At 43.8% G+C, this 25455-nt stretch carries 17 protein-coding genes; all 17 read left to right on the plus strand.

Annotation, left to right across the window (positions count from 1 at the left end; genetic code table 11):
* Positions 1-58: 58 nt before the first annotated feature.
* The 17 genes from G602_RS0123040 (at position 59) to G602_RS0123120 (ending at position 25416) form a co-directional block, all read left to right on the plus strand.
* Positions 59-1570 carry a sugar ABC transporter ATP-binding protein gene (locus G602_RS0123040; RefSeq protein WP_026661153.1) on the plus strand — a complete coding sequence of 504 codons (1512 nt, stop codon included), beginning with the start codon at positions 59-61 and terminating at the stop codon, positions 1568-1570.
* A 106-nt stretch (positions 1571-1676) separates the two neighbouring features.
* On the plus strand, positions 1677-2666 hold the full coding sequence (locus G602_RS0123045) for a galactose/methyl galactoside ABC transporter permease MglC (RefSeq protein WP_026661154.1): 990 nt from the start codon (positions 1677-1679) through the stop codon (positions 2664-2666).
* 409 nt (positions 2667-3075) lie between these two features.
* Positions 3076-3384 (plus strand): hypothetical protein, encoded by a 309-nt coding sequence (locus G602_RS0123050; protein WP_026661155.1) that lies wholly within the window; start codon positions 3076-3078, stop codon positions 3382-3384.
* Between the two features lie 574 nt (positions 3385-3958).
* The gene (locus G602_RS0123055) at positions 3959-5551 is read left to right on the plus strand and encodes a response regulator (RefSeq protein WP_026661156.1); all 1593 of its coding nucleotides are present in this window, start codon (positions 3959-3961) and stop codon (positions 5549-5551) included.
* The gene (locus tag G602_RS0123060; RefSeq protein WP_044933417.1) at positions 5493-7352 is read left to right on the plus strand and encodes a sensor histidine kinase; all 1860 of its coding nucleotides are present in this window, start codon (positions 5493-5495) and stop codon (positions 7350-7352) included. The genes G602_RS0123055 and G602_RS0123060 overlap by 59 nt, the downstream gene beginning before the upstream one ends.
* Positions 7345-8457, plus strand: a complete 1113-nt coding sequence (locus G602_RS0123065) for a sugar ABC transporter substrate-binding protein (RefSeq protein WP_026661158.1) — start codon at positions 7345-7347, stop codon at positions 8455-8457. Before G602_RS0123060 ends, G602_RS0123065 begins: the two co-directional genes overlap by 8 nt.
* Positions 8420-9463 (plus strand): galactose ABC transporter substrate-binding protein, encoded by a 1044-nt coding sequence (locus tag G602_RS0123070; RefSeq protein WP_044933420.1) that lies wholly within the window; start codon positions 8420-8422, stop codon positions 9461-9463. Before G602_RS0123065 ends, G602_RS0123070 begins: the two co-directional genes overlap by 38 nt.
* 149 nt (positions 9464-9612) lie before the next feature.
* Positions 9613-10584, plus strand: coding sequence for a DNA-3-methyladenine glycosylase family protein (locus G602_RS0123075; RefSeq protein ID WP_026661160.1), 972 nt, complete (start codon positions 9613-9615; stop codon positions 10582-10584).
* A gap of 285 nt (positions 10585-10869) precedes the next feature.
* The gene (locus G602_RS0123080) at positions 10870-11850 is read left to right on the plus strand and encodes an endo alpha-1,4 polygalactosaminidase (RefSeq protein ID WP_049945440.1); all 981 of its coding nucleotides are present in this window, start codon (positions 10870-10872) and stop codon (positions 11848-11850) included.
* A 172-nt stretch (positions 11851-12022) separates the two neighbouring features.
* On the plus strand, positions 12023-12739 hold the full coding sequence (locus tag G602_RS0123085) for a thiamine diphosphokinase (protein WP_026661162.1): 717 nt from the start codon (positions 12023-12025) through the stop codon (positions 12737-12739).
* Positions 12740-13616: 877 nt separating this feature from the next.
* Entirely contained in the window at positions 13617-15689 is a 2073-nt protein-coding gene (locus G602_RS0123090) for a glycoside hydrolase family 31 protein (protein WP_026661163.1), read from the plus strand.
* Positions 15690-15831: 142 nt separating this feature from the next.
* Entirely contained in the window at positions 15832-17685 is a 1854-nt protein-coding gene (locus G602_RS28170; protein ID WP_049945441.1) for a hypothetical protein, read from the plus strand.
* On the plus strand, positions 17682-19532 hold the full coding sequence (locus G602_RS28175) for a sensor histidine kinase (protein WP_026661164.1): 1851 nt from the start codon (positions 17682-17684) through the stop codon (positions 19530-19532). Before G602_RS28170 ends, G602_RS28175 begins: the two co-directional genes overlap by 4 nt.
* A gap of 165 nt (positions 19533-19697) precedes the next feature.
* Positions 19698-20864 carry a serine hydrolase domain-containing protein gene (locus G602_RS0123105; RefSeq protein ID WP_026661165.1) on the plus strand — a complete coding sequence of 389 codons (1167 nt, stop codon included), beginning with the start codon at positions 19698-19700 and terminating at the stop codon, positions 20862-20864.
* A 164-nt stretch (positions 20865-21028) separates the two neighbouring features.
* Positions 21029-22465: an ABC transporter permease subunit gene (locus tag G602_RS0123110; RefSeq protein ID WP_081676144.1), complete on the plus strand. Its 1437-nt coding sequence runs from the start codon at positions 21029-21031 to the stop codon at positions 22463-22465.
* A 62-nt stretch (positions 22466-22527) separates the two neighbouring features.
* Complete coding sequence (locus G602_RS0123115) at positions 22528-23496, plus strand: carbohydrate ABC transporter permease (protein ID WP_081676145.1); 969 nt, start codon at positions 22528-22530, stop codon at positions 23494-23496.
* A gap of 30 nt (positions 23497-23526) precedes the next feature.
* The gene (locus G602_RS0123120; RefSeq protein WP_026661168.1) at positions 23527-25416 is read left to right on the plus strand and encodes a cytochrome c oxidase subunit IV; all 1890 of its coding nucleotides are present in this window, start codon (positions 23527-23529) and stop codon (positions 25414-25416) included.
* The last annotated feature ends 39 nt before the right edge of the window (positions 25417-25455 follow it).

A 25455-nucleotide genomic window follows, 5' to 3' on the forward strand; every position in this document is an offset into this window, starting at 1 on the left:
GGTTTGGTCTGGCAAAAAGCATTGATATAAAAATTGTTTTTAGTATTTAGGAGGGATTATGGCATCAGAATACAAATTGGAACTGAGGGGCGTATCCAAGTCATTTCCCGGCGTTAAGGCACTAGATAACGTTCAGTTAGCAATTCGCCCAGGTACAGTGCATGCACTGATGGGAGAGAACGGTGCCGGAAAATCCACACTTATGAAGTGTCTGTTCGGAATCTACAAGATGGACGCCGGTGAAGTTCTTATAGATGGACAGAAAGTAGTAATAAATAATCCTGATGAAGCCATGAAAATGGGTATCGCAATGGTGCATCAGGAATTGCAGCCGGTGCCTGCAAGAAGCGTCGGTGAGAATATGTATCTGGGAAGATTTCCGGTTAAGAAAATCGGACCACTCCAGGTAATTGATCATAAAACAATGTACGAAGAAACAGAGAAGTGGCTGAACGAAGTTGACATGCACTTTGATCCCAAGGCAATGTTATCAACACTGTCAATCGGACAGATGCAGTCAGTAGAAATTGCAAAGGCAGTTTCACATGATGCCAAGGTTATCATTTTCGACGAGCCTACATCTTCTCTTTCAGATAATGAAGTTGAAGCGCTTTTCAAAATCATGGAGAACCTCAGAAGTAAGGGAGTTGCCATGATCTACATCTCACATAAGATGGATGAGATTAAGCGCATTGCAGATGATATAACAGTAATGCGAGACGGAACCTACGTCGGAACATGGCCGGCAGCAGATCTTACTATTGATGACATCATAGCTAAGATGGTAGGACGTGAGCTTACAAACATTTATCCTCCTAAGGATAGAGAGTTCGGAGATGTGATAATGGAGGTAAATGGTTTATCTTCAATTCACACCAGATCCTTCCAGGATGTTTCCTTCAATCTCAGAAAGGGTGAAATCCTTGGATTTGGCGGACTGGTAGGAGCTCAGAGAACTGAGCTGATGGAAGGTATCTTCGGAATCAGAAACCTTTCAAAGGGAGAAGTAAAGATTCACGGCAAAAAGGTTGAAATCAAGAACTCCAGAGATGCCATGAAGGCCGGAATAGGAATGATAACTGAGGACAGAAGAGCAAGAGGTATTTTCGGATGTCTTTCCATTAAGGATAACGTTGGTGTATCAGTTTACAACAAGTTCCTGAAGGCAGGATTTGTACTTGATCACGCAAGTATAAACAAGGTTGTTGATGACAGCATAGACAAGCTCAGAATTAAGACACCCAGTAAGCAGGAACATATAGCAAACCTTTCAGGTGGTAACCAGCAGAAGGTAATTATTTCCAGATGGCTTGCAAATGATCCGGATATCCTCATAATGGATGAGCCTACAAGAGGTATTGATATCGGAGCTAAGCACGAGATATACGAAATAATGACAGAGCTTGCTAAACAGGGCAAGGCAATCATCATGATTTCATCAGAAATGCCCGAGCTTCTCGGCATGAGTGACCGAGTAGTCGTAATGTGTAACGGCAAGAAGACCGGTGAGATCGACAACGAAGCAGATATGACTCAGGAAAAAGTAATGAGCTACGCAACAATGTTTTAAAGACTAGAATATATTTTTGGTTGAAATGATGGATATACCTCTTGCCTTCCCCTTGGGGGGAAGGTGGCACGAAGTGCCGGATGAGGGGATAAAAAAGGAGATTAAAATGGAAAAGACAAAGCAGCAGAAAATGAAAGATTTTCTGATCAATAACGGAGTTATCATAGTTATGTTCATCCTGGTTTTCTACACAGGACTCACAAACAAGAACTTCCTTACATTTGGTAACTTCCTCAATATTCTTACAAACATGGCACCCCGTCTTGTTATCGCTCTTGGTATCGCAGGATGCGTTATCACAGCAGGATGTGACCTTTCAGCAGGTCGTATGATCGGTTTTGCAGCATGTATCGCAGGTACACTGCTCCAGAAGATTGACTACTCAGGAAAATTCTTCCCTGATATGGAACCCATGAACGTATTTGTAGTACTTCTTATTGTACTTGCAATCACAGGATTTTTTGGAGCAATCACAGGATTCTTCATTGCATTCCTTCACGTTCCGCCATTCATCGCAACACTTGCTATGATGGAAATTGTTTACGGTCTTGCACTTATCTACACAAACGCAACACCTCTTGGTGGATACGTAAAGCAGTACACAGACATCGCTACAGGTAACATCGCAGGAATCAGCTTCCTTGTACTTATTGCAATCGGTGTAGCAATTATCACATGGTTCATCTTCAACATGACTCGTCATGGTAAATACATGTATGCAATCGGTGGAAACCCGCAGGCAGCAGAAGTTGCAGGTGTTCCGGTTAGACTTACAATGATCCTCATCTACATGAAGGCAGCTATGATGTATGGTCTTGCAGGATTCATGCTTGGCGCAAAGGCCGGTGGTGCATCAGTTAACCTTGGTTATGGTTACGAGATGGAAGCTATCGCAGCTTGTACAATCGGTGGTGTATCAGTTACAGGTGGACGTGGTAAGGTTTCAAGTGCCATCATCGGTGTAGCAGTATTCGAGCTTTTGAAGGCAGCTCTCCAGTACCTTGGAGTAAACGCAAACGCTCAGTACATTGCAATCGGTATCGTTATCTTCGTAGCTATCTCACTTGATATCAGAAAGTATGTTGCTAAGAAGTAATTCGTAATGATTTCTATTAGGGCTAAGGGGGTATGTCTCCTTAGTCCTATTTTTTGTTTCATAGGAGATTCTAAGTTCGAGAGCAATCTCGATAAGTGATCTGTACACTCTGCGAGAGGAATATGTTACAACTTTTTATGGAAGCTTAATTCTGAAAAAGATGGAAAGAGTGGTTAGAAAAAGATACAATTAAAGAGAAGTAGCAAGATAACTAAAGAGAAGTAGCAAGATAACTAAAGAGAAGTAGTAAGACAATTAAAGAGTAGTTTAAAAATACAATTGATGTTATAGGTTAGGGATATATTTAAATAGCATCAAATAGATTATGTAAATATTTAAAGTAAACTAAGAGATTCACTGTAGGCTGTACCTCTTAGTTTGTAGAAAATATGTAGAAGAAAGGTAAAATATGACATTAAACAATATATTAGAACAATCAGGAATTTCACTTTTATTATTTGTAATTTGTGCTTATTATGCTTTCAGACTTCTTGTTCTGAAGGACTACAAGGCAGTCCGTGGCAAAACGGAGAAGCCACCGAAAGACGTTGAAGGCTATTGCAAGGCAGCAGGCCTTGTTATTGTATTCTTCGGGATTTCCACACTTGTCATGGCAGGTCTTGTGCTCGTAAGCCCTGTTGCAGGCCTTGTTCAGATCGTTGCCTGCACAGCAATCATGGTTGTTATGTGGAAGAAAGTAACAGATAAGTATGCGTGAGATAATTGTACGCGAGTGGGGTGAATATTAGCAGGGAGATATACCCCGCAAGCCAGGCTAATTCATCATATAATAATGAAAACATAAGAAACGGGTGAACAAGTATAAGCTGAAATTCACCCATAGCAAGATAAAATTTGTTACTGGTTGAATAAACTGCTTACCAAGTTCAACTACAAATAAGATTTGTACGCGAATGGGGTGAATAGTAGCAGGAAGCTATAGCCCGCAAGCCATACGATTTCATCCTATAATAAAAATCTGCAGAAAAGGGTGAACAAGCAGAAGATGAAATTCACCCATAGCAAGATAAAATTTGTTACTGGTTGAATAAGCTGATTACCAAGTTCAACCACAAATAAGATTTGTACGCGAGTGGGGTGAATAGTAGCAGGAAGCTATAGCCCGCAAGCCGGGCGATTTAATCCTATAGTAAGGAAATATGCAGAAACGGGTGAACAAGTAGAATAAAATAGTCACCCAAAAAACATGAGATAGAAAAAGTGGATACATAATCTTCAAAAAATAATAGCCAATACAACTCACGCCCCCAAAGCGTTTGGAGAATAACTATATGAAATACTCAGTACTACTTGTGGATGACGAAGAAGAGGTCACCCAGGCGATAAAGAGAAAACTAAATTGGGAAGAGATGGGCTTCGAGGAGCCAAGATACGCAAGGAACGGGCTTGAGGCTCTGGAAGTGTCGGAGGATCAGGCTCCGGACGTTGTCATGACAGACATACAGATGCCCTACATGACAGGACTTGAGCTGTCGAAAAAGCTAAAGGAACTTTACCCCGGAATCAGAATCATTATCTTCTCCGGTTATGATGAATTCGAATATGCCAAAGAAGCAATAAGACTTGAGGCAGAGGAATACATCCTAAAGCCCATAGACGCAGGGGAACTCAAGAGCGTATTTGAAAGAATCCATGAATCACTTGATAAAGAGCGCGATGAGAGACAAAACCTTGAAAAGCTGAAAAGTTACTACATGGAGTCACTTCCCCTTTTGCAGGAGGACTTCTTTGCGGCGCTTCTTGATGGAAAGCTTGAGGAAAAGAGAATTCCCAAATACCTTGAAGACTACAGTATAAAGCTTGATGGACCATTCTTCTGTGTAGCCATATGTCACATTAGTACATCGGAGCTTCCGGAAGGTGTAAGCCACGTGCTTCTCTCGGTTTCGGTAAGGAGGCTTGCTGAGGAGAGAGTTGATTCTTCATATAACGCAAAGTTCTTCTCATACCTTGGAAGCACAGTCATGATTGCACAGCTCACTTCCACGGAGGCCAAGACAAAATTCACTGATGACTGTGACAGATTCTGCAGACTTGCAAGAACTGTCTGCAAAGCCAATGTTACAATAGGAATAGGCGAAATTGTCGGAAGTGTGGAAGATCTGAAAACTTCTTATGATGGTGCAAAGGACGCTGTTTCATACCGAGTTCTCTACGGAACAACAAAGGCCATAAACATCTCTGAGATTGCGCCGCCTGTGGTAAAGCAGACTGTGGACCTTGAGGCTGACCTTCATGAGATTTTCAAGAAGATAAAAATGGAGGATGAGGCTGCTCTCGGAAAATCGGTTGAAGACTACATAACAAGCGGAACGTCAGTTGACATGTCAGTGTCGGAATACAAATTTTTCGTGCTTGAAATGATAAGCGAGATTTACAGATTCATGCGCGGCAATCAGCTAAATACTGATGAAATCTTCGATGCGGAAAACGACGCCTATGACAAGTTATCACAGCTTGAAAAGACAGAGCTCATGACGTGGCTTAAGGAAACCTGCGCAAAGCTCCAGAATATGCTCCGTGAAAAAAGAACCGACACTACAAAGTCATTTGTAAATAAAGCCATAGATTATGTTGCGGATCACTATGCCGATCAGGATTTGTCAGTGGACAGAATCTGCTCTGAGCTATCCGTGAGCAGTGCCTATTTTTCAACAGTTTTTAAGAAGGAGACAGGAAAAACCTTTGTGACTTATCTTACGGATTACCGCATGGAGAAGGCGCTTCAGCTCCTTATAGAAAAAAATGAAAAAACCTACGTAATAGCACAACAGGTAGGTTACGGAGACCCTAATTATTTCAGCTATGTTTTCAAAAAACAATTCGGAACCTCACCATCTAAATACAAGCAGGGACTATCTTAGAAAATATCTGCTTAAGCTCTATCCACGTACTATTCAGAGCATCATTCTGATATCCTTCACGCTGGTATCATTGGTTTGCATGCTCTTTTTAGGTATGTCCATGTATCAGAGATTCGAGGGCCGTTCACGTCAGATGATGACTGACAACTCTCTTCAGATGCTCGCAAGTACCACAAGCAGCATCGAGGACTATCTGCGCAGAATGCGAAGAATTTCGGATGCCATGTACTATGACGTAATAAAGGACATGGATTTTGAATCCGAGGATCTTTCCTCCGAGATGAGTCTTCTCTATGAAGCCAATAAGGACAATCTTGTGAGCTTTGCGCTTTTTGCAAGTAACGGCGATCTCATTAGTGCAGCTCCCATTGCCCTGAAAAAAGACAATGCGCAGATACCTGAGCAGGGCTGGTTTTCTACGGCCTTTGCCAGTCTGGAAAATCTCCACTTTTCAACACCACATGTTCAAAACCTGTTCCTGGATGAGACGGACTATCGCTATCACTGGGTAATATCCCTAAGCCGCGCGGTTGAGCTTAACTACGGCGGAAAACCCAGGATGGGCGTTCTTCTCGTGGATATGAATTATCAGACGATTCAGCAGATGCTTGAGAGCGTAAACAAGACCAACTCAGACCAGTATGTTTACCTGATAACAAGCAACGGGCAGCTCATCTATCACCCCAAGGCAGAGCAGATTTCCCTTGGAATTCATAATGAAAACTTTGCCCAGGCAGCAGGCTATGACGACGGAGTTTACGAGGAGAATTTTGAGGGTGAAAAGAGAATAGTCGTTGTGGACACCGTAAGCTACACCGGATGGAAACTTGTCAGTGTAACTCCGATAAAAAACTTCTATCTGGGCATGCAGAGCACGAGATATTTCGTTATCCTTGTTGCCGCACTTACTGCTCTTGCCATGATTTTCATGAACCAGATGGTGACCATGAAGGTTACGCAGCCTCTCAGGAAACTGAATGAATCTATTAAGAAAATTGAAGCAGGAAAAACGGATTCTGCAATTTACATAGGCGGAACCTCGGAAGTAGAGCATCTTGGAAAAACGCTTCAGCGCTCACTTGATGAGATTAACAGACTGATGAAAGACATCGTCATCGAGCAGGAGGAAAAGCGAAAGAGCGAGCTTGATGCCCTGCAATCACAGATAAATCCTCACTTTTTATATAACACTCTTGATTCCATCGTGTGGATGATTGAGGGAGAGCACTACGAGGAAGCAGTTTTCATGATAACCCAGCTGGCGAGCCTGTTCAGAGTATCGCTGAGCAAAGGACGCACCATCATTCCGATAGAGGATGAGCTGAGGCATGCTGAAAACTACATGAACATTCAGAAGATAAGGTTTAAAAATGCCTTCACCGTGGACTATGATATCGCACCGGAAATAAAGGAGTGCCTGACTGTTAAGCTGATTGTGCAGCCACTTCTGGAGAATGCGATTTATTATGGTGTGAAAAATATGGATGAGGACGGTGAGATTACCGTTCGTGGATACAAGGAAGAGAACGATATTTTCATAGAAGTAATCGACAACGGGTACGGAATTCCTTCTGAAAAGCTGCCGTATATCCTGACTGAGGATAAGCGCGCAAGCAAGAACGGTTCGGGCGTTGGACTCATCAATGTTCACAAGAGAATTCAGCTGAGATTTGGTGAGGAATACGGACTTAAGATTGAGAGCGAGCCTGATGAGGGAACGAAGGTCACGATACATCTGCCGGCAATACCTGCTACCGAGGAAAACAGGGAGCGGCTTGAAAAGGGAGGTGCATATGCCTAAGAACAGAAACAGGGCGTTCATCGCGGTGGCAATAGTACTTGTGGTAGCGATTTTTATTTCTGCCTATGCACTTATAAAGAGCTCTGCGGAGGATGAAACCTACAATATTTCAGTGGTTGTTGAGGATGGCCAGAATGACAGATGGAACGCCTTCAGACTTGGCGCAGAGAGTGCAGCTACAGACAGAGGCGTAATGATAGATTTTGTAAACACATCCGCCTTTAATAGTGTGGAGGATGAATTTTCAGTTATTGATAAGCAGATACTGGGCGGCGCCGATGCGATTGTGACAAATCTGATAAAGAGCGTCGGAACTACGGAGTATATTAAGGATATCAGCGGAAAAGCGGTCCTGGCTTTTACGGAGACCGGAGTTGAAACGGATATCGACATAGAGGGCAAGTTTGCGACTATTTCACCAAACAATTATGAGATTGGGCGTGCTCTTGGAAACGAGGTGCTGTTGAGGCATCAGGCAGGGCTTTCCGATCTTAGAATAGGTATTGTCTCAAAGAGGATGGACACTTACTGTGAAAAGGATAAGCTTACAGGGCTCTATGACATTTTGGATGTGATAAAGACAGATGCCACCTGGTGTATAATACTTGATGGAGAAAACGGAAACGATTTAATCAGGAATAGATCTGCTGATGTGCAGATTTTCAGAAATGATCTTCACGAAGGAAATCTGTCATTGATAAAAAAGGTGTACAGGGAAAATCCTGTTGATATTATCATCGCACTGGATGATGAGAGTCTGCAGGCATCGGCCGAACTTTTGGGAGAAATTGAGAATGCCTATTCCTCAGGTTTGACAGTGTATGATTACAAAATGGATGAGAATGGGAAGCTTACGCCTTCCTATGAACTGTACGGAGAGGGGATTTCCATCAGGAATATCTCTTATCTGGACAGCGGCAGGATTGTCAGCATGATCGTGCCAAACGAATTCAGCATGGGCTACAGAGCGGTTGAAAAAGCTGTAGCAAAGCTCGACCACAAGCTTTCTCCTATGACGGATGATACTGTGGAATACCGTGTAATTAATCAGGAGAATATGTTTAAGGATGATAATCAGAAATATCTTTTCACGACGATACAGTAGAAAAATATTTGTTTGGGTAGTTTGTGTAGTATTGACTGTTGGGATGCTCTCAGGGTGCGAAAAAAAGGCCCCTGAATCTAATGAGATTAAAATCGGAGTTTGCTGCTATGACCAGTATGATACATTTTTATCCCAGCTAATCAAGTGCTTCGAGAAATGTGTTGAGGACGGTGTGAACGTGGAGTATGTCTATGCTTCGCAGAGCCAGATTACGCAAAATGAGCAGGTTGAAAAGCTGATTGCCAAGGGCGTGGATGTGCTGTGCGTCAATCTTGTGGACAGAACTGCGCCAAATACGATAATCGAACTTGCGAAGAAAGCGGATGTTCCGATAATTTTCTTTAACAGGGAGCTTGTTGAAGAGGATATTACCCAGTGGCCAAAGCTCTACTATATCGGCTCTGATGCTTTTGAATCCGGAAGAATGCAGGGAGAACTTGCGGCAAATATGATCAGAAGAGAGTCCTCCAAGGCAGATAAAAACGGGGACGGACGCATTCAGTATGTTGTGCTGGAGGGCGAAGCCGGGCATCAGGATGCAATTGTGCGTACGGAGTATTCCGTAAACACGCTTATCGATGAGGGTGTGGAGGTTGATAAAGTGGGCTACGCCATTGCAAACTGGAACAGGGCTCAGGCGCAGACCAAGATGGCACAGCTCATTGAGAGAAACGGTGATGGAATAGAGCTTGTCCTTGCAAATAACGATGACATGGCTCTTGGCGCTGTGGATGCATACAATAGTGCGAAGATTTCAGCTGACGAGAGACCACTTATCTTCGGAATTGACGGAACGGATGTTGGTCTCGAAGCGGTGGTCAACAAGACCATCATGGGAACCATCTATAATGATAAGGAAGGCCAGGCGAGAGCAATGTATGACCTTGCAATGGCGCTGGCTAAGGGTGAATCTGTCAGCTCCCTGAACCTCGAGGACGGCAGATATATCAGGACTCATTATGAAAAAGTGGATGCAGCAAATGTGCTGCAGTATATACATAAGTAAGGCGGTTATAAAAGTAGATGTTTTTTCTGCTGAAATGAAGCTGGCTTAGGATTATGTGCAAGGATTAATGGGGAAAAGCTTAATACTGAGATGGATAAGAAACTTAAATCCTGAGATGGATAAGGAAAATTTAAGCCTGAGGTTTGTTTATGAGAATAGAGATTATAGACGATTTCGATCCGAAAAAAATCCAGATAAGCGGTCAGTGTTTCCGTGTAAAGGAAACTATGCCCGGGGTGTTCAGATTTATCACTGGGGAGCATGTTCTTTATATTAAGAAAGCAGGGGATGATAATTCTGTATCTGCATCGACTTTGAAGCAATTTGACATTTCGTGTACAGAAAAAGAATGGGAAGAAATCTGGAAGCCATATTTTGACATGGACAGAAGCTACTCCGAAATCTGCAAAACAGAGTATGGAAAGCATGATTTTTCAGACCGGGCAATTGATTTCGGAAGGGGCCTTAGGATTCTTAAGCAGGACAAGTGGGAAATGCTGATTTCCTTTATCATATCTCAAAGAAAGAGCATTCCTGCTATATCCAGCGCGGTTGAGGCACTCTGCACTAAGTTTGGAACACGGATTAACGTTAAGGGAATGGATGATTTTACCAGTGTTCAAGTGGATGGAAAATCTGTAAAAGGTAGCTGCTCGGTAAATAACGAGCATGCCTGTGAAGTAACAACCAGTGCACTAAATGCTGAGCATGCTTATGTTACAGATGTGGTTTATGCCTTTCCGACACCGGGTCAGATGGCAAATGCCACGCTGGAAGATTTGAAAGAATGCGGGCTTGGCTACAGAGCTCCTTACGTGTATGATGCAATTAGAAAGGTAAATAGTGGCGAGCTTGACCTTGAGAAGATAGATGAACTGGAGGATGAGGAGCTTTTTAATGCACTTATGGACGTTCATGGCGTCGGTAAAAAAGTTTCTAACTGCGTATGCCTTTTTGCCTATGCGAGGATGGGCAGAGCACCTGTGGATGTCTGGATTTCAAGGGCTATTGATGAAGAGTTTGGAGGAGTTAATCCTTTTCCTGAATATGGGGTGAACGCAGGAATAATACAGCAGTACATTTTTTATTATGAGAAGAATTTTCCCAAAATGGGGGATTGAGAACAATAAATAATAATTATATTTTGTGGATAATATTTAAATAGAAATATGGGTACCTGTCGTTGGAATTATGTACTAGTGTAGCTGTTTCATATTAACTCGACTATATATTTGCTAAAATCCGAATTTACTGCGTTGTCATCAGTCGCCGATGGAGCCCCATCGCCTCCTTCTTCCGCCTTGTAAATTACAGATTTTATCTAAATAATATAGTCGAGAAATATAAAAACAGCTACACTAGAAGATGAATTGTCTGGATAAATTCGACTTACCAGGAGGTGCACTATGAATCATAGGAAGAGCCTGCTAAACAATAGGAAGAACCTGCTAAATTATTTGAAGAACCCTCTAAAAAATTGGGAGAACTCACTCAATAAGATTGTTTGTGAACTTCTGTCAGTTGCCTTGGTTTGCTGTATTGTAAGTTCGTTAAGTGTGGCTATTTTTCCTGCTTATAGAGCGAAGGCCGAAACGGGACATATCGTGGACATTGATTCACCTGACGGCCCAAGAGGTTATGGCGTGTATATTGGTGCAACCTCGGAGCAGCTTCACACCAAGCTTGATAAGGACAAAAGCATAGGCCTTGCGATAATCGATGCGCAGAATGTCTCGGCTGAGGATTTGAGATCATTCAGGGCACATGGAAGGCGGATTTACAGCTACCTGAATGTGGGATCCATAGAGGATTTCAGGGATTACTTTGACGCCTTTTCAGGAATCACCTTAGGAGAGTATGCGAACTGGCCGGGCGAATACTGGGTCGATGTTTCTGAACAAGCCTGGCAGGATTTCATAGTGGATAATGTTGCAGCGGAGATAGTCCTAAAGGGGGCGGACGGATTTTTCATAGATAATACGGACGTCTATTATAATTATCCTCACAGCTGGATTTACAAGGGACTTGTGAATATAATTACAAGGCTCAGGGACACTTATCATCTGCCGATTATCATAAACGGTGGCGATACCTTCGTCTCCAAACTGATGGACGAGGGGAAGACAGAGCTCATAACCGGAGTTAATCAGGAGGCTGTTTTTAGCACCGTTAAAGATTATGAATATGGCTTGTTTGGAGAACAGCCTGCTTTGGACAGGGCGTATTTTGAGGAATATCTTGCCAGAGCAAAGAAAGAGGGTCTTATTGTGTACATGATCGAGTACACGCGGGATATGAAGCTTGTTGAGAAGATCAAGGAGTTCTGTAAGCAGAATGGATATAAGTGTTATGTTACTGATTCATTGAAGCTTGATGGGAATGTGTAAATTCATTTGAGCCTGACAGAGTTGATGCATGTTTTTTGAGGATAGAGTTCCGGTCAGCAGTCATTTTACCACAAACAGCTGTTCGGAACAAGCGTGCGATTCATCCTGCACCCTATTAGGATGAGGTTTTCTCGCCAGGTATCTATAATTATAACAAGAAGGTTGGGGATTTATGGAAAGATGTGTAATAGTTGGGGGAGCTACAATTGGAAATTATAAGTTTGTCCGTGATCACATTAGGGATACTGATTTTGTAATCTACTGTGATTGCGGACTTTCTCATATGGAGAGTCTGGGAGCAGCGCCATCTTTGATAGTCGGAGATTTCGATTCTCATGAAAATCCGCATATGGATGTGGAAACAATTGTGCTTCCCACTGTGAAGGATGACACTGATACTGTTTATGCGGTTAAGGAAGGAATAAAGAGAGGCTTCACGGATTTCCTGCTGGTGGGAGTTCTGGGCAAGAGGTTTGATCACTCCCTTGGAAATCTTGCTATCTTGCTGATGCTTGATTCTGAAGAGTTGTCGGGTATGATTGTTGATGACTATTCGGAGATTACGGTGTTGTCCTGGGGAAGGAATACTAATTGTGGCTGCGCAAAAGAGGCTGACGGAGTTGTGAATTCTTTTGAGGAAGGAAATAGCCTAGTAACTGACACTCCTGTTACTGCGGAAATAACTGATTCCTGTAAATATTTCTCGCTACTGGCAGCAGGAGGAGATGCGCACGGAGTAACTATCGTTGATGCCAAGTATAATATTGAGGATGCAGACCTTACCACAAATTTTCCTCTTGGGGTATCCAATGAAGTCCCTGTCGGGAATATAGCAAAGGTGAGCATAAAAGAGGGGCGGCTGTTCTTGATAAAGATTTTTCAAGAGTGAACTTTTATGCTTGGGATTAGTTTATAGATTCTTGAGTCCGCTTTTGTTTTTGTTTGCAAGAAGTCATGACATTGGGAAAAACTTATTACGTCAAATAGTACTTTTTAGAGAGAAATGGTGTAACCCTCAAAAGGCTGTTATTCCCAAAGATTGATTTGTTCGCGAATAGACGTAACTCATTTAGGAAGTGTGTTCCCGCAAGCCTGTGTAATTCAGTCAACGGAGTCGAAAATGTCTATAATGGTCTACCTAAAAAAGGGGGCGGTAGACCAATGAGATAATTTTACTGTCAATTGACGTAAAATGCATAGAATCAGATTTTTTCCAGCTCTGAACATTTACGTCAATAACTGGCAGAATTCAAGTGTTGGAATAATGGCTAAAATTCGTTTAAGTCTATATTAAGAATTGTTCGCGAGTTGACTTAACTCCTGCAGGAAATATTATTGCCGCAAGCTAAACTGTGTCAGTCAAAAAATACAATAATAGGCTTGTTGGGCTATCACCTAAATATCGATTACGTCAACACAAGAATATTATGAAGTATTGACGTAATCCGAAAAACAAGTGTCTATGATTTCTTGCAAGAAAAAGAGGATTATCATACAGGATACCTATAGAACAAAAAGTACAGAAACTTAGGGTTAAAAAGTATAAAAAATACGGTTACATAAAGAACCAAAACCACAGAAAATATACGGTGCAAGAGAAACATAACAAAAGCACACTTGACAACATAGAGGCATGTAAAATGCTAAAAGCAAGTTAAAAAAGAAAGCATGCTAAATAGCAAGCAGAACAAGCAAGAAAAATAAGTAAGAAAAGCAAGAAAATAAGAAAAACCAAAGACAAAATCATACAATAGAGAGGTTTACGCATGAAATTTACAAATGACAACGGAGCCTTGATCGCAAAGAGGCAGGGAGAGACTGTAAGGATAGAGCCCTGGGGAAAGAATGCCCTGAGAGTGCGCACAACAATGTATCCTGAATTTACAGGAAGAAACTGGGCACTGACAGCTAATGATGAAGATGATCCGGGCGCATATCACTGTGACAAAGACGACCAGTACATCAGCAAAACAGCAGAAGCATCAAAAGAGAATACGACAACAAATTCCGTAGTTTCCATCACAGCAAGAGAAGATGGACCCTTCGCAGAAATCAAGAACGGAAGAGTAAAGGCAACTGTGAACTTTGCTGGAGTCATTACCTTCTACAAGGATGACGAGATGTTCCTCAGAGAGTATTTCAGATGCTATGGCGGAACAGAGTCAAAGGAATCAAGATGTCTTAAATATATAAACAGAGATTACAGACCTCATGTGGGTGGAGACTATCGCATCACACAGAAATTCGAGAGCAATGATGGCGAGAAAATCTTTGGAATGGGTCAGTACCAGCATGCATACACAGATCTCAAGGGATGCATACTTGACCTTGAGCAGAGAAATTCACAGGTATCTGTTCCGTTTGCTGTATCAAGTCTTGGCTATGGATTCTTGTGGAACAATCCTGCTGTAGGACGTGCAACCTTCGGAAATAACTACACAGAGTGGGTGGCAGAGTCTACGAAGGAGCTTGATTACTGGATTACGGTAGCTGATACACCAAGAGAAATTATTGAAAATTACACCGAGGTTACAGGTCGTTCACCTGAGATGCCTGATGACCTTCTGGGACTGTGGCAGTGCAAGCTTCGCTACCGCACACAGGAAGAAGTGCTTAAGGTAGCACATGACTGCAAGGAGCACGGAGTTCCGATAGATTGCATAGTTATCGATTTCTTCCACTGGACTGTTCAGGGCGACTGGAAATTTGACAAGACCTACTGGCCTGATCCCAAGGCGATGGTTGACGAACTTCACAGCATGGGTATCAAGGTGGTGGTATCCGTATGGCCTACAGTTGATAAGAGAAGTGAGCATTTCTACGATATGCTTGAGAGGGGCCTTCTTGTGAAAAATGAGAGAGGCGGACTTCAGAACTATGACTTCGAGGGTGACTGCACAGTTTTCGATGCGACTAATCCGGAAGCCAGAGAGTATGTATGGGAAGTATGTAAAAAGAACTACTATGACCTTGGCATAGATATGTTCTGGCTGGATAACTCTGAGCCTGATCTTGTAAAATACGATTTCGATTCACTCAGATATTACATGGGACCTGCTCTTGAAGTAAGCAACATCTATCCTCAGTACTACAGCAGAGTCTTCTACGATAAGATGACAAAGCTCCAGGATAAGCCGGTTGTAAGCCTTCTTCGTTCCGCATGGGCAGGAAGCCAGAAGTACGGAAATGTCGTATGGTCAGGTGATGTACCCAGTACCTTTGAGGCATTAAGAGATCAGGTGGCAGCAGGACTCAACATGGGACTTGCAGGAATATCCTGGTGGACAACAGACATCGGCGGATTCATGACAGATGATGTAAATGATCCCGATTTCAGACAGCTCCTTATCAGATGGTATGAGTTTGCGGTATTTTCACCCATCCTCAGAATCCACGGAGACAGAGGCCCTTACGATATCCCGCCGCTTGACAACAGAAGCTTCGGGGGCGGATACCTTCACACAGGTCAGGACAACGAGCTTTGGAGCTACGGTGAGGACAACTTCAAGATCATGAAGGATCAGCTTAACCTCCGCCATGAGCTTAAGCCTTACATCAAGGAACTTTTCAAGGAGACCAGTGAAAACGGATCACCTATCATACGTACACTCTTCTATGAATTCCCTGAGGACAAGAAGGCTTGGGAAATCTACGATGAGTACATGTTTGGTGACAAGTATCTGGTAGCACCGATTCTGGAACTCAACAAGTTTGAGAGAGAGGTTTACCTCCCTGCAGGAAAGTGGGAAGATATTAGAAACGGAAGATCCTACAACGGCGGAACCACAATTACCGCTGACGCACCGATCGAGTCCATTCCGGTATTTAAGAAATTATAAAGTAGTAAATAATAAGTTTTGAAAAGATAAAAAGAATTAAAGCCTTCCCCCTCTGGGGGCGCTCAACGTCCGGGGAACGTTGGCTTAGCGCCGACCGAAGCGGAGCGAAGAAAGGTGTCAGCGAAGCTGACGGATGAGGGTTATGAGAAAAAGCATCCTTCGCACAATTTCATTAGTTCTTTCAGTCTGCATCCTATCCGGGTGCAGACTTCCTTTTCGTGCAGACAATCTCACAGAGGGTGAGCGCAAGTACCCTGAATTCCTGACAATCGATGTATACGACACCCAGGCTAACACCCAGGGACTGCAGCGCGGATGGTTTGCAAAAATAGTCCGCGACAAATTCAACATGCAGATAAACATAATCTCCACCAACACAGATATAAGCTCCGACGCGACCTTTGAGACCATGCGTGCATCGGGAAAACTCGGGGATATCATCCTGACAAATGTGGATAACGGCAGACTTTCCGAACTTGTGCGCGAGGGACTGGTTCTCGATATGACACCTTACCTTGAAAAATGCGAAAATCTCAGCAAGTACAAAGAGCAGATTGCAGCTACTTCAGCCTTTGCGGAGGTGGAGGGGAACTGGGCGGTGCCAAGCGAGATATCGGATTTTCCAACGACGGAGCCCTCTGAAAATACAGAGCCCACAAACGCTCCCACCATAAGATGGGATTTATATAAGAAAGCAGGATATCCACAGCTTTCAAGTCTTGAAGATCTTTTACCTACTCTTAAGACCATGCAGGAAATGGCAGGTACAAGTGATTCGGGAAAACCGGTCTATGCCTTTAGCCTTTTCGGGGATTGGGATGGAGATGCGATGCAGAACGCCGGAGCGCTGGCATCACTCTATGGTTATGACACCCAGGGCTTTGTCATGCTGAATCCTGAAAATGGTGACATTCAGTCCGTAGCAAATACCGACTCGGTTTACCTTAAAATGCTTCACTTTTTATATGAAGCAAACCAGCTTGGATTGGTGGATCCTGAATCTCCGATGCAGAATTACGAGACAGTCGCTTCCAAGTTTAAGGACGGGGCAGTGCTCTATTCTTTCTGGCCCTGGATGGGAGAGTCCCTCTACAACTCGGATGAACATCTTGCAGAGGGAAAAGGCTTTGCTTCAGTGCAGATCGATGATGCCAGCTATATTTGCTGGGGAAATGACCCTGACGGAAAACAGAGCTTTTCCATAATGATCGGAGGAAACACCAGGGATCCGCAGAGAATGGTGGACTTCGTGGACTGGCTCTATTCGGATGAAGGAATAGAGTGCTGCGGCTCTCCCACTGGTGATTTCAGAGGACCGGAGAATCTTACCTGGGAAAAAACTGAGGACGGGCCAAAGCTCACGACTTTTGGAATTGATGCCTTTATCAACATGACGCAGGATCTGGAGGTTCCTGAGGAATTTGGCGGTGGAACCTGGACAGAGGGCGTTTCCGGACTCAATTTTAAACCTGTTGATCAGAAAAACAAGGATGATGAAAACATAGATTTTTATTATCAAAGTTGGGACGACTATAGGGAAAAGACTGCGGTAGGGATCACCGAGGACTGGCAGGAACATTACAATACAACGCTTACGCCAATACAGTATTTTAATGAAAAAAAACTGATATCCGTAATCCCGGGCTCCGACTGGGCGATGCAGGATTATCCTGACTACATCAAAACCGTAGAGCAGCAGTGCAGACAGACCATAATTGATTACTCCTGGAAAATGGTTTTCGCAAAGGATGAGGAGGAGTTCCAGAGTCTTAAGGAAACCATGCTGAGTACTCTTGTAAGATTAGGATTCGATCAGGTTATTGATATAAACACACAGTATGCACAGGAGAGATATGAAATCCTGAGAAAAGCAGCAGAAGGAAGAACCAAAGCTACCGAAGATCAGACGGAAGTTCAAAAAACGGAAATAACTGCTGAGAAAAATAAGGAGTCAGCTGATATTCAAGCTGAGAATTCAGCGGAGGTGACACCATGAGCCGCCGGGGAAGAGTCGGCAAGCAGATGTACCTGATCTTGCTGCTGACTTTGATAATACCGATCGGAATTATAGGTATAATCGCAGCTGTCCTTCTTATGAGACAGATGAACAGCAGATACGAGGAGCAGGTCAAGGCTGAAAACACCAGAGTTAAGTCCATCCTCTTCGATGTGACTTCCAGCCTTTACACTAACTTGGAGCCTGTGCTTTCCGTTCAGGCCTACAGAGATTTGTTTTCCTCTGAGACTTTTGGAGAAGTGGAGGAGAGGGAATTTAACGAGGTAAACCGCACAATCACTTCTATGAAAAGGACAACCGCTTCGATTTCAACCATAAATGTCTACACCAACAATCCTAAGATTCCCACGGGAAGCTACATTATAAATGTGGGGACAACGGGAGTAGAGGAAAATGGGGATGCAGCAGGAAAAGCTGCGGGGAGCGGTGTGGCTGACGATCCCTTTTCAAGGTATGAGTGGTATAAGGGGATTGACCCTGACGCCTGGGAATCCTACACCTGCATACATGTGCCGCTAAACGAGTACGAGAATGCTTACGAGCTGACTTTGGTCAGAAGATTTAACACGGGTAATTCCGATAACAGGGCCTATGCGGTTGCGACAGTCAGCACCAACTACCTAAGGAACAGACTGATAACTACTGACAATTATATGCTGGCCTGCCTCGATGGTACACCTGCCTTTTTCTCATCTGAATATGATGACAGAGAAAAAGAGATGCCGGAGATTTTTTCAGAGAACACAAGTAATTACAACTATCTCGGGGATATTATGCTTGACGGAAAAGTGGCTCTGACCTACGTATCAAGCTTTGCACCCTATAAAGTTGACAGCAGATTTTTCGTGCTTGTCGGAGACTACGGAGCACATAAGGCAGTAAGGGAAATCCTTTTTGGATTCTTGCTGGTACTTATCCTTGCAATCCTTGGGCCTGTGATAACGATAGTGCTTTATTCAAGGTATTTTACCAGCAGGGTTTATACCTTAAGAGAAGCCATGCACCGCGCAAGTACGGGAGATTACGACATAATCGAGAGCATTAGCGGAGACGATGAGCTTTCGGACACTTTTAATGACCTAAAGCTCACTACTGAGCAGATAAGGGACAACGAGGCGAAATACTACGAGGCAAAGATCCGCGAGCAGGAGCTTGTGAACATGCAGCAGAACATGGAATTCAAGATGCTCTCAGGACAGATAAATCCTCACTTTTTATATAACACCTTAGAAGCCATAAGAATGCAGGCTATCCGCGGTGGGGACAGGGATGTTGCAACATCCGTGAAGTATCTTGCCAAGATAATGCACTACGTCCTTGAGAGTACCGGCACCAGCACCTCGAAGCTCTCGGACGAATTAAAACATGTGGAGAGTTACCTACAGATTCAGAGGCTTCGCTTCGGCGAAAAAGTCGCCTGGAATTTTTATATTTCAGATGAGGTGAACACGGACGAATACAGAATACTGCCACTTTTGATTCAGCCCATCGTAGAAAACGCCATAAGCCACGGACTTAAGGATATGGACAAAAACGGACACATCAGCATCGTTGCCGAGTACGAGAGCAAAATAAAGAAAAATGATGGCAATAATTTAATTATCACAATAAATGATGATGGCAAGGGAATGACCGAGGAAGAGGTCATCGCCCTTAATAAATCTCTTGATGAAAAGAGAAATGACCAGGACGGAAAAGGTGCGGCGAGCATCGGACTTTACAATATTCACCAGAGGATAAAGCTACACTACGGTGAAAACTACGGACTAACAATAAGATCCCAGGAGGGGAAGGGCACCAGTGTGGAGCTTCGACTACCAGATTAAAGCCTTCCCCTTGGGGGGAGAAATAAATGTACCTAACTGAGGGCAGCTTAATTAAAGCCTTCCCCCTGGGGGGCGCTCAACGTCCAGTGGACGTTGGCTTAGCGCGGACCGAAGCGGAGCGTAGACGGTGGCGCAAAGCGCCGGATGAGGGGAAAAGGAGACACCATGAGAGACAAAAAACAATTACTACAAAACTGCATGAACAGAATGATCGAGGAAAACGAGCTGGTTGGCGTAAACCTTCTTGTCCTGAAGGACGGTAAGGAAGAACTCTACGCCGAAGCAGGTTACGCAAACCGCGAGGAGAAAAAGCCTTTTAAGCGTGACACAATTGTAAGACTTTACTCACAGAGTAAGCCCGTCACAGCGGCAGCAGCTATGCTTCTGATTCAGGATGGCGTGATCGAACCCTACGAACCTGTAGGGAAATATATCGAGAGCTTCAACAATCAGGAAATAGTTGAGGCAGGCGTAAGAAGGCCAGTAAGATGGGACCGTCCCATGTTTATCAAGGACCTTCTTGATATGACTTCAGGTCTTGTTTATCCTTTTACAGATTCACCTGCTGAGATTGAGACAGGTAATCTCTACAATGAAATGATAGACAGATTTTCCACAGACAATATGATGAGTACCATGGAATTTGCAGAGCGTCTTGGAAAAGTTCCGCTCGCTTTTCAGCCCGGTGACCACTTCAGATACGGTACAAGCGCAGACATTCTTGGTGCTGTAATCGAGAAGGCGTCAGGAATGAAGTTTGGTGAATTTCTGCAGGAGAGACTTTTCACACCTCTTAATATGAAGGACACCGGTTTTTATGTACCTGATGAAAAGATGGACAGATATGCCATGGCATATAACTGCTATGGCGAGGAGCCCGTACCCTACAGTGGAAACAACTTGGGTATCCGTGATGACGGTAAAAAGAATGCATTCGAGTCAGGCGGCGCCGGACTTTTTTCAACAATTGATGACTATGCCAACTTTGCAAGAATGCTCATGAACGGCGGAACCTTCGAAGGAAAGGAAATCCTCACAGAGAGAACGGTTCGCTTCATGACAAGTCCTCAGCTTACGGATGCTCAGCAGAAGGACATGGAGAGCTGGGTGTGCCTTGGCGGATTTTCATATGGAAACCTTATGCGTATTATGAAAAATCCTGACAAGTCCGGTATCATGGCCGGCCTCGGAGAGTACGGCTGGGACGGTTGGCTCGGACCATATTTCTGCAATGATCCGGAGAGTAGGACTACAGTCCTTATGCTCACCCAGAGGGTTGACTACGGCACCGGCCCTGCAACCCGTAAGTTCAGGAATATAATTTTTTCCTGATTGGCATGTACAAAAATTACTGTATTTTATGTCAGATTAAACGGGTACTTGAAATTCACATATTCTTCTAAAATGACACTCGTAGGAACGACTGCTAAAAACGGCAGACACCTGCGAGTGTTTTTTATAAGGACAAAAAAGTTCTTATATGGGAGGATAAAAAAGTGAAAAAGGAAAAAGTGGCGAGAATCGCCTATTATCCCTATCGAATCATTTCTGTTGCGCTTCTTGTGATCCTGTTTTTTCCGGGATTAAACGTAGCAAGAGTAAGCGGTCTTATTAACAGAAGCACATCGCTTCTTACAACAGGATTTTCCTACGGAAATTTAATATCAAACTTCGGAAGAGCTTTTAGGAAAGGCTGGGTTCTGGAGTCAACAATGAGGCTTCTCAATCTGTCCAGCCTGGCAATATGCATCGGCATCATCGCTTGTGCGGTGGGTGCGTGCCTGTCACTCGGAAACAGGAGATGCAAGTTTGCAGGAAACCTCATAAGCACAGTCGGAGCTGTGGTTTCAGCTTGCTCTATGGGAGGCATCTGGTCAGCATATTTTCAGATAGCTGCAACCACAAAGCCCTCCAAGGTTGAGCCGATGTTCCAGAACTTCTTCTATATTATGCTGATACTTCTGGTGCTTATGGTCATCGTATCGATCGCAGTTCTCTTCCTTGTCGGAAGACCTGAGAAAGATGAAAAGTTCGAGATGGAAACAAGGTTCAAACTTTTCCTGATGTTCCTTCCGTTCATAGTGCTGACCTTCGTGTTCTGCTATCTGCCTCTGTGGGGCTGGAGATATGCATTCTTCGATTACAAATCCGGAGATACGCTCAGCATGTCGAACTTCGTGGCCTTCAAGTGGTTTGCTCAGCTCGTTAGAAACAAGTCCACAACAAGAGACATTGTAAACGTTATGAAAAACACTCTTGCAATGAGCGGACTTGGAATTGCAACAAGCTGGATGCCCATGGCCTTCGCGATCTTTTTATCTGAAATTAAAAACAGCAGATTCAGAAGATTTGTACAGACCTTTACGACAATCCCCAATTTCATAAGCTGGGTTCTCGTGTTTGCAATAGCCTTCTGTATCTTTTCAACAGACGGATTCATCAGTTCAATGATGATCAACCTTGGCATATGGACCGAGGGTAAAAACTTCCTTATGAGCGGCTCTAACACATGGCTGAAGATGCTTCTGTGGGGCCTGTGGAAGGGACTTGGCTGGAGCGCAATTATCTACATTGCCGGTATCTCAGGTATTGACCAGCAGCTTTACGAGGCTGCAACAGTTGACGGCGCAGGGCGTTTTCAGAAGATGTGGCATGTAACTGTTCCCGGCTTGATGCCTACCTTCTATGTTCTGCTCCTGATGGCTGTGGCAGGAATCCTGTCCAACGGAATGGATCAGTACCTGGTTTTTGAAAACTCATCAAACACAACACAGATCATGGTTCTTGATCTTTACGTTTACAAGATGGGTATCGTAAAAGGAGCTATTCCGCTTTCAACTGTAGTCGGAATGCTGAAATCAGTAATAAGCGTAACGCTTTTGTATGTAGCTAACACAATCAGTAAGGTGCTCCGCGGTGAGACCATAGTTTAAGAATAAATCCTTCATGCCTTCCGAAGTGTCGGATGAGGGGAAAAGGAGTGAGAATGAGTAGCATGGCAAGTGCGGCAAGACTCGAGGCCAGGGCCGAGAGAGAGTATGAAAAAAGACGCAGCAGGATGATGAAAAAGACACCTGGAGACATAATCTTTAACATCGTCAACTATACAGTATTTGCGATTTTTACAATAATATGTATTTTCCCGTTTTACTATCTTTTCATAAACACGATAAGTGATAACGAGCTTGTAAGAAAAGGACTTATCAACTTCGTTCCGAGGGGAATACATTTTGAAAACTATATAAGACTTCTTCAGGTAAACGACCTCTTTGGAGCATTCGGAATAACCCTTGCGAGAACTATAATGGGAACACTTTTCATGGTTCTTGCATCAGCCTTCGTTGGTTATCTTGTTACGAAAAAAGAGATGTGGGGAAGAAGCTTCTGGTACAGATTCCTTGTGATCACAATGTACTTCAACGCAGGAATTATTCCCTGGTACCTGAATATGGCAATGCTTGGTCTGACCAATTCTTTCTGGGCATATATTATCCCGGGAATTGTGGCACCCTACAACATCATCCTGGTTAAGACCTATATTGAGTCAGCAATCCCCGGAGAGCTTGAGGAGAGTGCATCCCTTGACGGAGCATCACATCTTACGATTTTCGGTACAATAATTCTTCCGCTTTCAAAGCCGATTCTTGCAACCATCGCAATTTTCGGTGCGGTTGGACACTGGAATTCCTTCCAGGATTCACTGATCCTGATGCAGTCTGCGCCTAAGCTTTACACATTACAGCACAGACTTTACATCTACCTTAATACAACAAGTAACCTGTCAGCACTCATGAGCGCCGGCAGTACTTCCGGAATCAGTAAGAGCGTTCTCGACTCAGCGCTTAACGGAAAAGTTATTAAATACACAATAGCAATGGTAACAATCATACCGATTCTCATGGTTTACCCTTTCATGCAGAGATACTTTGAAAAGGGAATCATGATCGGTGCAGTAAAAGGTTAACTCACCCATATGGGTATAAAGGAGGAAAGTATGAAAAAGAAGGTATTATCAATCTTACTTGCATCCACTATGGCTTTTTCCATGGCGGCATGCGGAACAAGTAACCCTGCAGGAACAACAGATGCAGGTGCAGATTCAGCTGACGCAGAGGATGCTGATGACACAGCAGATGAAGCAGGAGATGCAGAAGGCGAAGCAGAGGATGCTTCAGACGATGCAGAAAGCACAGATTCTGAGACAGAATCAAATGATGCAGACAGCGCAGACAGCGCAGACGCAGGCGAGACATCAGGAGAACTCGAGGGAGATTTATCTGACATCATCCCTTCAGAGACAGTAACACTTGATGTTTATGATCAGCTTGCTAACTACTCAGGCGAGCAGACAGGCTGGTTTGCAAAAGTTATGCTTGATAAGTTCAATGTTAAGCTCAACATCATCCCTGAAAATGACGGTGTCTATGACACACGTATGGAGTCAGGAAACCTCGGTGACCTTGTAATCTGGGGTAGTGATGGCGATCAGTATCAGCAGGCAGTTGATAAGGGAATGCTCTTTGACTGGGAAGAGGATGACCTTATTAAGGAATATGGTCCTTACATCCAGGCAAACATGGGACCTGCACTTGAGAAAAATAAGGGCATTTCATCTGATGGAAAGCTTTACGGATTTGGTTTTGATGTAACAAGATCAGCAAAGGATCCCGGATCTTTCATGTATACATGGGATCTTCGTTATGACCTTTACGACCAGATCGGTTCACCTGAAATCAAGGATCTCGATGGACTTGTAGATGTTCTTGCACAGATGAAGGAAGCCTGCCCCACAGATGATAACGGCAATCCGACTTATGGCGTATCACTTTTCAATGACTGGGACGGCGACATGGTTATGTTCGTAAAGTCAACAGCAACAGCTTACTATGGCTATGATGAGTTCGGTCTTGGACTTTATGATTCTTCAACCCAGACCTTCCATCCTGTACTTGAGGAAAATGGTCCTTACCTTACAACTCTTAAGTTCTATAACACACTTTACCAGAAAGGCCTTCTTGATCCCGACTCACAGACACAGGGCTTCAATGGTATGCAGGAAGACTATCAGAACGGAACAGCTTTCTTAAATGTATTCAACTTCATGGGTTCCGCTCTTTACAATACACCTGATCACCTCGCTGACGGCAAGGGAATGTTCCCTGTAAAGCCCACAGATGCTACACCTATCAGATATGGTCTTAACATTTACGGCGGAAACAGAATCTGGTCAATCGGTGCAAACACAGAGTATCCTGAGCTTTGCATGGCTATCATCAACTGGCTTTCAACTCCCGAGGGACGCATGATTTCTGAGTATGGTCCTAAGGACGTATGCTGGTACTATGATGAAAATGGCAACACATGCTTTACAGAGACAGGTCTTGCATGCAAGACAGACATCTCAACAGAGATGGGCAACGGTTATGACGGAACCTATGATGACGGTTCATTCAAGATGAACAACTCTACATGGGCACTTGATGCTCCTAACCCTGACAGCAACGGTGAGACCTTCAACTATCGTAATTGGGCTAGCTACTCTACAGAGGCAGGCTCTGACATTGAGAAAAAGTGGAGAGAGTTCGCAGGCGCTAACACACCTGACGGATATCTTGATAAGCAGGATTACATCCTTGCACCCGGCACAATGTACACAGGCGGCGTTCATTCAGATGAGCTCCAGGTAGTTTGGGATCAGGTTTCAACCTGCGTAAAGGACAACTCATGGAAGGCTATCTATGCTGAGTCTGATGAAGAGTTCGACAAGATTGTTGCTGACATGATCCAGCAGGCTGAGGAGTATGGCTACGACGAGTGCATTGCTTTCCAGGAGAACGAGGCTAAGCTTCGCGCTGATGCAGAGAAGGCAGCTCTTGCAGAATAAAATTGTTAAACCCACCTCCTAATTTTGGTGTTTAGTTGT

It is taken from the genome of Butyrivibrio sp. AC2005, from assembly GCF_000424145.1.
Taxonomy (GTDB): domain Bacteria; phylum Bacillota; class Clostridia; order Lachnospirales; family Lachnospiraceae; genus Butyrivibrio.